Annotated in this window: 9 protein-coding genes; 7 read left to right on the top strand and 2 right to left on the bottom strand. The window is 69.2% G+C overall.

The window, feature by feature from the left end; genetic code table 11:
* Nucleotides 1-16: 16 nt before the first annotated feature.
* Complete coding sequence (locus A8G18_RS04255) at nt 17-1,603, top strand: TRAP transporter large permease (RefSeq protein WP_064062850.1); 1,587 nt, start codon at nt 17-19, stop codon at nt 1,601-1,603.
* A 40-nt stretch (nt 1,604-1,643) separates the two neighbouring features.
* Here A8G18_RS04255 and A8G18_RS04250 read toward each other — a convergent pair whose 3' ends face one another.
* Nucleotides 1,644-3,242: an FUSC family protein gene (locus A8G18_RS04250; RefSeq protein ID WP_064062849.1), complete on the bottom strand. Its 1,599-nt coding sequence runs from the start codon at nt 3,240-3,242 to the stop codon at nt 1,644-1,646.
* 621 nt (nt 3,243-3,863) lie between these two features.
* On the opposite strand from A8G18_RS04250, the gene A8G18_RS04245 reads away from it, so the two are divergent.
* The 3 genes from A8G18_RS04245 (at nt 3,864) to A8G18_RS04235 (ending at nt 7,208) form a co-directional block, all read left to right on the top strand.
* Nucleotides 3,864-4,559: a hypothetical protein gene (locus tag A8G18_RS04245; RefSeq protein ID WP_172506073.1), complete on the top strand. Its 696-nt coding sequence runs from the start codon at nt 3,864-3,866 to the stop codon at nt 4,557-4,559.
* 70 nt (nt 4,560-4,629) lie between these two features.
* Nucleotides 4,630-6,576 (top strand): sensor histidine kinase, encoded by a 1,947-nt coding sequence (locus A8G18_RS04240; RefSeq protein ID WP_064062848.1) that lies wholly within the window; start codon nt 4,630-4,632, stop codon nt 6,574-6,576.
* Nucleotides 6,573-7,208: a response regulator gene (locus A8G18_RS04235; protein WP_172506074.1), complete on the top strand. Its 636-nt coding sequence runs from the start codon at nt 6,573-6,575 to the stop codon at nt 7,206-7,208. Before A8G18_RS04240 ends, A8G18_RS04235 begins: the two co-directional genes overlap by 4 nt.
* A gap of 8 nt (nt 7,209-7,216) precedes the next feature.
* Here A8G18_RS04235 and A8G18_RS04230 read toward each other — a convergent pair whose 3' ends face one another.
* Complete coding sequence (locus A8G18_RS04230; protein WP_016931815.1) at nt 7,217-7,933, bottom strand: GntR family transcriptional regulator; 717 nt, start codon at nt 7,931-7,933, stop codon at nt 7,217-7,219.
* Nucleotides 7,934-8,031: 98 nt separating this feature from the next.
* Between A8G18_RS04230 and A8G18_RS04225 the strand changes: the two genes are divergently transcribed.
* Genes A8G18_RS04225 through A8G18_RS04215 form a run of 3 tightly spaced genes read left to right on the top strand, consistent with a single transcriptional unit; the run spans nt 8,032 to nt 10,862 of the window.
* Nucleotides 8,032-9,162, top strand: coding sequence for a TIGR03364 family FAD-dependent oxidoreductase (locus tag A8G18_RS04225; RefSeq protein WP_064062846.1), 1,131 nt, complete (start codon nt 8,032-8,034; stop codon nt 9,160-9,162).
* A gap of 31 nt (nt 9,163-9,193) precedes the next feature.
* The gene (locus A8G18_RS04220; RefSeq protein WP_064062902.1) at nt 9,194-9,868 is read left to right on the top strand and encodes a phosphonatase-like hydrolase; all 675 of its coding nucleotides are present in this window, start codon (nt 9,194-9,196) and stop codon (nt 9,866-9,868) included.
* Nucleotides 9,869-9,893: 25 nt separating this feature from the next.
* Nucleotides 9,894-10,862 (top strand): phosphate/phosphite/phosphonate ABC transporter substrate-binding protein, encoded by a 969-nt coding sequence (locus A8G18_RS04215; protein WP_064062845.1) that lies wholly within the window; start codon nt 9,894-9,896, stop codon nt 10,860-10,862.

Raw genomic sequence — 10,862 nt, 5'->3', positions numbered from 1 at the left:
TGTCGAAGGAAACGCCTTGGACGTACACCTCACCGCCGCGCACTGGGTCTACCTGGCCGGCATCCTCGTCATCCTGGCCACCATGGCCCTGCGGAAGAACATCGTCGTTCCTGCAGTCGTCGCAACCTTCCTGACCGCACTGACGTTCTCGGGCAGCATCGTCACGGGACTGTCGGCCATCTTCAACGCGAGCCTCGTCGCGGCGAAGGAACTGTTCAACATCTTCCTCATCATCGCGATGGTCACGGCCATGCTCGGCGCGCTGCGCCAGCTCGGCGCGGACCGGATGATGGTCGCGCCGTTCCGGCGCGTCATGCGCGCGGGCACCAGCAGCTTCCTCGTCCTCGCCGCCGTCACCTACGTGATCTCCCTGTTCTTCTGGCCCACCCCGGCCGTGCCCCTCGTCGGCGCAGTGCTCATCCCCGTCGCGATCCGCGCCGGCATGTCCCCGCTGTCGGTGGGCATGGTCATCGCGATCTGCGGTCAGGGCATGGCGTTGTCGTCGGACTACATCATCAAGGTCGCACCCGGTATCTCCGCGGCAGCCGCCGGCGTCGACGCCGACTCCGTCGCGGACAAGGCGCTGGTCCTCTCCCTGATCGTGGGCGTCACGGCACTGCTCATCACCTACTTCGTCCAGAAGCGGCACTGGCGTGCACCGTCCGCCGACCTGCTCGTCGAATGGGAATCCGAAGCCGACAGCGGCATCGGTGACACCCGTGGCGGCGACGACTCCTCGGGTGGAGCAGGCGGCTCCCGTCTTCCGCGCCGGCCCGAACCGGCCGGCGGTCCCGGCGGGCCCGGTGGTGGCGGCGAGCAGGCAACGGCGGCCACGGCGGTGCTGGTGGCTCCGTCCGAGCCGGTCGCCGACCCCGCCGAGGCGGAGAAGGAGCGTCGCGGTACCGCCAAGGCGTTCGCGATGCTCGTGCCGCTGGCCTACCTCGCGTTCATCGTCTATCTGATGCTGGGCAAGTTCACCGAGGTCGTGCCGCCCCTGCAGGGTGGTGAGGCCGCCGCGATCGTGGGCGGGATCGCAGCCCTGATCCTGTTCGCCGCCGCAGCGTCGACCGACCGGGGAAGCTTCCTCGAGACCACCTCGGATCACCTCGTCGACGGTCTGGTCTTCGCATTCAAGGCCATGGGCTGCGTCCTTCCGATCGCCGGATTCTTCTTCATCGGCAACCCGGAGTTCGCAGGCCCGATCCTCGGCCTGTCCGCCGACGCCGCGGGCCCGGCAATCCTGTTCGACCTCGTGACCTCGGTGCAGGCACATCTGCCGCAGAACGCCTTCGTCACCTCGTTCGGAATTCTGCTCATCGGAGTGGTCGCGGGACTCGACGGTTCCGGATTCAGCGGACTGCCCCTCACCGGCGCGCTGTCGGGTGCTCTCGGCCCGGCCGTCGACGTCGACCCGTCGACGCTCGCGGCGATCGGTCAGATGGGGAACATCTGGTCGGGCGGCGGCGTCATCATCGCCTGGTCCTCGCTGGTCGCCGTGGCCGGTTTCGCCCGGGTGCCGGTGCTGGATCTCGCCCGCAAGTGCTTCCTGCCGGTGATGGCGGGGCTGATCCTCTCGACCGTCTTCGCAGTGTTGGTGCTCTGACGAAGGCGCATCTTCGTGCGGAAGCGACCGGGTCCCTGCTTCAGGGACCCGGTCGTTCCGGCAGGGTCAGGATCCGGTAGCCGAACTCGTGGAGCCGGCGATGCTCGGTCCAGCGCTGCCGGGTCCACGCCGGCTCGGTGTGCGCGGCGATGACGGCCGCGGTGGTGGAGGCGTGCAGATCGAACTCCAGATCGCGGCGCAGTTCGGGCAGTTCTTCCACGTCCGTCGACGCGGCGATCCCGGCGACGGCGTCGCGGACGCGACCGTCGGCGAAGTCGAGGACGCGGCGGTGGGCCCGGGGCAGCACGCCCCACATCACCGCCAGCGCGACACAGACGCCGACGACGGTCTCGAGGAACCGGTCGCGCGAGACCGTCACCAGATCGCCGGGGGTACCCAGCCCGCCGAGAACGACGACGAGCGGGGTGATGAAGACCATCGCGAGGCCGTAGTTCCGCACCAGGAACATCTCGGTGCCGGCCATCGCCGCGGCCAGCACCACCACGAGCGCGACACCGCTCGGATGGAAGGGCGTCAGGCAGGCCAGCAGGCCGAGCCCGAGCACGGTGCCGACGAAGCGGTGCGCGGCCCGGTACGAGCCGAGGATCCGGTCCGGTCCCTGATGCAGGATCATCGCCGCCGTGATGACCGCCCAATCGGGGCGCCCGACACCCAGCGCGATCGCGGTCGTGCCGGCGACCGGCCCCGCGACGAGCAGACGCACGGCGATCGTCGCCGAACGACTGCGCGGGTGCGCGGCCCGCGCGAGGCGGTACCGCACCGAGGGTCGCCGCAGCGGCGGCTGCAATTGCAGGTCGTCCTCGGGGACCGCTTCGTCGCGCGGACGTTCGTGCAGTGTCTTCGCACATCGAACGTGGGCGGCGTGCAATGCTCGTTCGAGGGGGTGCCCCGAGCCGACGAGGCCGGCGTCGTGCAGGCACTGCCAGGCCACGTGCAGATCGTGGACGGCGGCGCGGCGATGAGCCGGTGAGTTCTCCTCGAAGACCGCGTCGACGGCGGCAACCGCCGCGGCCACGGCGGTGCGTTCCGGGGTCCGTGGCCGGAAGGGGGCGCCGGACACGGACACCACGACGGCCGCCGCCGCCCCGATCGCCGTCCACACCGCGACCGCCGGGACGGACACTCCCAACGCAGGCAGAGCCGAGGCGATCTCGAGGGACAACAACATCAGGAAGGCGCCGGGCGCACCCATACGCAATGCGTCCACGACGAACGCGCACACCGAGACGGTCGCGGTCATCGCCGCGACGACCAGCAGATACCACCACGCCGACCCACCGGCTGCCACCGCGTCGTGGACCACCGACCCGGCCGCGGCGCCGATCGTCGCCAGCGCGACGAGCACCGTGCCGACGACGGCGACCACCCGGGCACGTACCCGATAGGGACGTTGTTCGCCGTAGACGACGGCGAAGGCGCCGAGTGTGGCGACGGCGGAGACGGCACCGAATCCCAGAGTGACGCCCACGAGACCGGGCCCCGCGACTGTGGCGACTGCACGCGCGGCCCCGGGCCACCGGCGTCCCTGACGGGGAACCGTCAGCATCGCCGTCCGCAGCGGGGCGGGTGTGGGCAACGGCAGGTCGACGACCCGATGATCTCCGCTCGCTTCCGCCACGTCGTATCACCTTAGGAACCGACGGGGCACTGCTCACCGTCGGCAGGCGCGCATGAGGCGCAGGTCACTGGGCTGATCCGCCGCATTCTCCGACGGAATATTCGACCCGGAATTCTGCGGCGTTCGAATTGCGAACGTATCGAATTCGCCGGTGGAAAATGCGTTGACTCGCATATTTCTCGTAAATGGGATAGAAGAGGGGAGCGCCTGTTTCGAAGTCGGGGGAAATTCGCCCGGCCCCGTGAAAGGACATTCCATGACACTCAATGTTGTGCTGTTGTTACTGGTACTGGCTGCGGCCTTCGCATCCGTCGCCGCTCTTCATTCGGCGGACGAGCGCCGCACCCGAAATCCCTGAGTGAATTCGGGGCGACGCGGATCCGGCAGCCCGGAAATGTCCGCGTCGACATCCTCCGGTCGTAGGGGAGGTTGTGCGCGTTTTCGTCGGGAGAATCGCACACAACCTCCCCTCGGTTGTGGTAGGCACACGGCGCCTGCCCGGGAGAGCGCGAACTGTGGTCCCGGAAGGTCGGGACAGCCGTCCCTTCCACCCGGGACACCGGGCACCGGATCGTTCCTTCCACGACGCGCAGGGCGTCGCACCGATCCGAAGGGACCCTCATGAACACTCTCGGCACCGAGACCGAACCTCTCACGCCGATCACCCCCGACCCTCGTGGCCCCGGCTCGATCTGGGCGTGGACGGGTGCCGCCGCCGGACTCGCCGGCGTCGTGGGCATCCAGGCGAGCATGGCCATGGGCGCGGCGTACGACGAGCGCACCGCCGGCAACGCGGCGGCGATCATGACCGAGTTCGCCGGGCAGCGCACGGCCATGCTCGTCATGCACCTGACGTTGATGGTGTCGACGGCCTTGCTGCTCGTCTTCGCGGCGGGCCTGCAGCGCCGACTGCGCGCGGGCACTCCGGAGTTCGGCCTCGTGCCCACGGTCGCGGCCTTCGGGCTCGTGCTCACCTCGGTCGCGACACTCATGGGCACGGGGCTCGACACCGAGCTGCTGTTCGGGCTCGGGAACACCGATCGGATGGTGCCCGAAGTCGCGGTCTTCGCCTCGCACTGGATGGGCACCATCCCGTGGCTGTGGGTCGGGGCCGGAGTGAGCGGCGTCGCGGTCGCGGTGGCAGCCCTGCGTCACCGTGCGGCACCTCGGTGGATCGGTTGGGCGAGCATCGTTCTCGGTGGCCTGACGTTGCTCCTCGGCATCTCGCCGCTGCAGTACATGGCCGGTTTCACCGGCCCGGTGTGGGTGCTGGTGGCCGGTGTCGGATTCGCTCTCACGGACCGGCGTGCACGTTAGTACCACTGCGAGCGGCCCAGCGGCGTATACCTGCCGCATCAAGGACACAGTGGTGCATACTCACCGCACCATGAAGGACACAGCCACAGCGAACGGATCGGCGGGTACCGGGGCTCCGGTACCCGCCGCCGTCGTGGCCGTCGCCTCCTGGTTGCTCGCCGTCGCGGCCGTGGTCGTGTTCGTCGCGGCCCGTCCCGTACTCGACTCCGACCAGCTGTTCTTCCTCGTGGACGTGGTCGGTGCCGCCGTCTACGGGACGGTCGCCGGTGTGATCCTCGCCCGTCGCGTCCATGCCGTTCCGATCCTGCTGGCCGTCGCGTCGATCGGGGTGGGCCTGGCAGCGGTGTCCTACAGCTGGACCCAGCTCGCCTTCGTCCGTCCCGAACTTCCGGTGGGATTCCTCGGGCCGCTGCAGAACACCACCTGGATCCCCGGGACGCTCGCGTTGTTCCTGGTGGTGCCGTGGCTCGTCCGCGATCGTCCCGCCGGCCCGATGGCGCGAGCGGGGGTTCTCGCCGGCGTCGTGACGATCGCCTGGTTCTTCTGGGCGCGCACGTTCACCGGCATCGCCGACATCTGGTTCGTCGGACCCGTTGTGGCCGTAGGTTTCCTCACCGCCGGACACGTCGAGTGGCGCCGCCGTCACGCCCCGGCGGCCGAACGATCCGGGATGGGATGGCTCGCTCTCGGCAGTGCGCTCATGACGGCCTCGTACATCCCGCTGGCGGTGCCGGATGTGCCGTGGATGCTCACCCCTCTGCTCCACCTCGCGACGCAGGCCTTCTATCCGGTCGCGATCCTCGCGGTCGTGTTGCGCCAACGACTCTGGGGCATCGACCTCGCGGTCGGACGCGCCGCTCTCGCCGGCAGTCTCACCGCCGTGCTCGTCACCTGCTATCTCGCGGTGACGGTCGCGGTCTCGCTGGTGCTCCCGAACGAATCGGTGTTCGCCCAGGCGGTCGGGGCCACCACCGTCGCCCTCGCTGTGCAACCGGTGCGGATGTGGCTCGGCCGGAGGGTGCACCGGCTCGTCTACGGCGACGGTGTCGACCCGGCGCGCGCCGTACGGATTCTCGGGCGGCATTTCGCCGGCGCCGATTCTCCCGACCTGCTGTTGGGTGAACTCGCCGCCGGCATCGGCACCGCGCTGCGCCTCGAATCGGTCGAGGTGCGCCGTGGGGATGACGTCATCGCGCGCTGGGGGACCGCCTCGGGACCTGTCGAGGAGGTGCCGGTCGGCTCGGGCGACGCGATCCTCGCCGTCACCGCACCGCCGGGTGAATCGCTCGGGGCCCGCAGCCGGCGGGCGCTGACCGAACTCGCGACCGTCGTCGATGCCGGACTGGTGGTACTGCGGTCGGCCGAGGACCTCGACGACGCCCGCCGGCGCCTCACGGAGGTCCGGCTCGAGGAACGCCGCACCATCCGCCGCGAACTGCACGACGGACTCGGGCCGTCGCTCGCCGGAGTGCGGCTCGGTCTGCAGGGGGCACGCAATCTCGTCACCACCGATCCGGAGGCCGCGGCCGTGCTCGTCGACGAGCTGCTCCGCGAACTCGACCGCCAGGTCGACGGTGTCCGCGAACTCTCGCGCAGCCTGCTGCCCCCGGTCCTCGACGAACTCGGTCTCACCGCAGCCCTCGACGAGCTCGTGATCACGCACGCCCGCGCGGGATTCCGCGTCCACCTGCAGGCCGACCTCCCGGCCGGGATGTCCGGCCCTGTCGCGTGGGCCGCATACGGCATCGCCTCCGAGGCGATCATCAACGCCCGGCGGCATTCCGGAACCGACGAGTGCACGGTGCGGGTCGCGGCGGAGGGCGACGTTCTGGCACTCGACATCGTCGACGACGGGAGCGGACTCGCAGCCGACGCACGCGTCGGCGTGGGCACGCCGAGCATGCGTGAACGGGCCCGGGAGGTCGGTGGGACGGTGGGCATCGAATCCGGCGACCCGCGCGGTGTCGTGGTGCGCGCGCGGCTACCCTGGTCCGAATCGAGAGCGACAACCCGGTGATACGCGTCGCGATCGTCGACGACCATCCCGTCTTCCGCCTCGGTATGGCCGCGCTCCTCGGCACCCTCGACGGGATCGACGTGGTGTGCCAGGCAAGTTCGGTGGGGGAGGCGCTCGAAGGCGTGAACGCCGACATCGACGTCGTGCTCATGGACATCGAACTCGGCGACGGCTCGGGGATCGACGCGACCCGCAGCATTCTCCGGAAGGTCCCGGGCACCCGCATCCTGATGGTCACCATGCACGAGGACGAGGACATCCTGGTCGCATCCATCCGCGCCGGTGCCTCCGGCTATCTCGTCAAGGGGGCCGATCCGTCGGGGGTCGAACGGGCGATCAGGGCGGTGGCCGCCGGGGAGATGATCGTCGGCGCGGCGGTCGCCGCGAAAGCCCTTGCGGCGGTGTCGACATCCCGCAACACTGCGGCCGCCTTCCCGGATCTGACCGAACGTGAACGGGAGATCCTCGATCTCGTGGCGCGCGGACTCGACAATGCGGCGATCTCCCGGCGACTGATACTCAGCCAGAAGACGGTGCGCAACCACGTGTCGAACATCCTGGGCAAGATCGGTGCGGCCGACCGGGCGAGCGCGATCGTCCGTGCGCGGGAAGCAGGCCTGGGCGTCGACTGACCTGCTGCTCAGGGAGTGACGGTCGTGACGAACGACATCCGGTCGCCGCGATAGAGCGAGCGCCGATGTTCGATGGGGACGTCGTTCTCGTCGTAGGAGATCCGTTCGAGCAACAACATGGGTGTGCGGGTGTCGGCGTCGAGCAGGGCCGCTTCGCGCGCGTCGGGCAGTGTGGTCTCGATCTTCTCGACCGCCCGCGCGAACGTGATCCCGCAGGCGCGGATCGCGGCGTACAGTGACGACGACGGATCCAGCGTCCGGCGCAGCTCCGGAAAGCGGTGTGCGGGAAGCCGGGTGCGTTCGAGTCCGACGTGCACCCCGTCGGTGAGCAGGACACGTTCGAGTTCGAGGACGGGGTCTCCGGCCTCGATGCCGAGGCGGCAGGCCGTTTCGTCGTCGGCGACGAGATCGGTCCACGCGACCAGCACACGCCCCGCGCTCCGTCCTTCGAGGAGGGCGGCTTCGGTGTAGGAACCGATGACGAGGGGTTGGACGATCTTCGGTCCGGCGACGACGGTGCTGCGACCCCGTCGTTCGATGCGGCCGTCGACGAGCAGTTCGCGCAGTGCCTGGCGGACGGTTTCGCGGGCGACGTCGAATCGGGTGGCGAGATCGCGCTCGGAGGGCACCTGGTCTCCCACGGTGAGCTGGTCGAGAAGACACTCGACCTGGCGGCGCACGACCTGGTGCTTGAGGGTGCGCGCTTCGCGAACGACGGTGGCCACACATCCAGCGTAACCGAATTCCGGTCTATACCAACTGTTCACCGTGCGTTCGCCGAATCGCCCCCATCTGGTCTAGACCATGCTCCACTGTTGCAGACATGCGAATCCTGATCATCGGTGGTGGCATCCTCGGCACCGCACACGCCGACGCCGCCGTCCGTCGCGGACACGACGTCCTGCATCTCGAACGCGAACCGGAAGCACGCGGTGCCACCGTGCGCAATTTCGGTCTCGTCTGGGTCTCCGGCCGCACGCGCGGCGAACTCGACGCGACCCTCCGGTCCCGGGAATTGTGGGAGGACCTCGGCGCGCGCGTGCCCGATGTCGGCTTCCGTGCGAACGGCTCACTGACGCTGTTGCGCACCGCCGCCGAGGTCGCCGTCGCCGAGGAGGCCGTCGCGCGTGACGACGCGGGCCGGCGAGGATTCACACTTCTCGACGCCGACGAAGCGCGCGGTGTCAACCCTGCGCTCCGTGGGAAATTCGTCGCCGCACTGCACTGCGGTACCGACGCCGCCGTCGAGTCCCGCATCGCGCTTCCGGCGATCCGGCAACATCTCGCCACGTCGGGCCGCTACCGGTTCCTGCCGTCCACCGAGGCCCGGGACGTCTCCCGCACACCGCACGGGACGGTCCGGGTACGCGACGATCACGGTGTCGTGCACGAGGTCGATCTCGTTCTCGCCTGCCCCGGCGCGACACTCGGTGGCCTGGCCCGCGATCTCGCCGGCGACCTGCCGTTGCGCCGGGTCCGGTTGCAGATGATGCAGACCGCACCACTGGACGAAGCGCTCACCACCTCGATCGCCGACGGCGACAGCCTCCGCTACTACCCGGGATTCGCCGGTACCGCCCTCGACGATCTCACCGCCGCCGAACAGCAACGCCCCGTCGCAGAGCAACACCGCATGCAGCTGCTGTGCGTCCAACGGTTGCACGGCGGCCTGACCATCGGAGACACCCACGCCTACGACGAACCGTTCGACTTCGACGTCGACGAGGAACCCTACGACCATCTCACCGCCGTCACGGAAGAACTCCTCGGTCGCCGTCTGCCGCCCGTCGTCCGGCGCTGGGCAGGGGTCTACAGCCAGTGCACCGATCCCACCGCGCTCGTCCACCGCGCGAAGGCCGACGAGGACGTGTGGGTCGTCGCCGGTCCGGGTGGCCGCGGTATGACACTCGGCCCCTATCTCGGCGAAGAGACCGCCGACCTGCTCGGACTCTGACCGACTCCCGAAACCCTTGGAGCAGAAGATCATGACCACCATCCGACTGGCCGTGCTCGACATGGCCGGAACCACCGTCGCCGACGACGGACTCGTCGTCCGCGCCTTCGACGAAGCGGCCACCGCCGTCGGCCTTCCCGAGAACGGCCCCGAGCGGGACGACGCGCGCCGATACGTCCTCGACACGATGGGACAGTCGAAGATCGTCGTCTTCCGCGCCCTGTTCGGCAGCGACGAGCGCGCCCGGATCGCCAACGACGCCTTCGAACGCGCCTACGAACGGTTCGTCGACGCCGGGGACGTCACCGCGATTCCGGGGGCGGAGAAGACGATCACGCAACTGCGCGAGGCAGGCGTGAAAGTCGCACTCACCACCGGTTTCAGCCGCTCCACCCAGGACCGGCTGCTCGACGCACTCGGCTGGCGCGACCTCGCCGACATCGCCCTCACGCCCGCCGACGCCGGTCGCGGTCGTCCCTACCCCGACATGATCCTCACCGCGCTGCTGCGCACCGGCACCGACGACGTCCGCGAGATCGCCGTGGTCGGTGACACCGCCGGCGACATGCTCTCGGGTCTGCGGTCCGGAGCGTCCGTCGTCGCCGGCACGCGCACAGGAGCCCACGACGAGGCGACACTCCGCGAAGCCGGTGCCACCCACGTTCTCGACTCGATCGCTGCTCTGCCCGCCCTGATCCTCTCCTGACCTGCCGACTCGAAGGACCCTTCCCATGCGTTCCCTGTCGTCTCGCCGAGCCGCCGTCTCCGCCGGTCTCGCCGCCGGTCTCACCCTCGCTCTGACCGCCTGCGGCGGTTCGGATCCCGACACGCTCAACGAACAAGGCTTTCCCGAAACCATCACGCTCGGTGCGATTCCCGCCGAGAACTCGTCCGATCTGAAGTCGAGTTACGAGCCGCTGCTGACGATGCTCGAGGACGAGACCGGATCCACCGTCGAGTTCGTCCAGGCCTCCGATTACGCGGGCGTGGTCGAGGGCATGATCGCCGACAACGTCGACCTCGCCTTCTTCGGTCCCTTCGCGTACGTCGTGGCGCAACTCAACGGCGCCGACACCACTCCGCTCGGTGCCGTCGTCCAGGACCCGGACGCCGAACCCGGCTACCGCTCCTACGGTCTGACGCAGTCCGGCAACTCCGGGATCGACAGCATCGAGGACTTCGCCGGCAAGGACGTGTGCTTCGTCGATCCCGGTTCGACGTCCGGATTCCTGTACCCCTCGGCAGGACTCATCGAAGCGGGAGTCGTCGAGTCGGGAACCGAGCAGGATCTCGTCGCCGGTCTGACCCCCGTCTACGCCGGTGGGCACGACGCTTCCGCTCTGGCGATCGCAGCGGGCGACTGCGACGCCGGTTTCGCGTTCGACACCATGGTCGACCGGACGATGATCGAGAGCGGCGACCTCCGGGAAGGCGAACTGAAGAAGGTCTGGGAATCCGAGACGATCGCCGGATCCCTGTTCGTCGCCGACAACTCCCTCGGCACCGAGGTCACCGAACGACTCGCCGCCATCCTCACCGAGAAGGGCAACGCCGACTACCTGCTCGCCCAGGGATACTGCGACGGCGAATGCCGCATCACCGACGAACGTGCCTGGGGTGTCGTGCCTGCGACCGACGCCGACTACGACGGGGTCCGCCACGTCTGCGAGATCACCGAATCCGAGAAGTGCAAGGGCTGA

It is taken from the genome of Rhodococcus gordoniae (assembly GCF_001646655.1).
In the GTDB taxonomy this organism is placed as follows: domain Bacteria; phylum Actinomycetota; class Actinomycetes; order Mycobacteriales; family Mycobacteriaceae; genus Rhodococcus; species Rhodococcus gordoniae.
The sequence above is the reverse complement of the archived record's forward strand: the minus strand, read 5'-3'. Positions and strand labels throughout refer to the sequence as shown.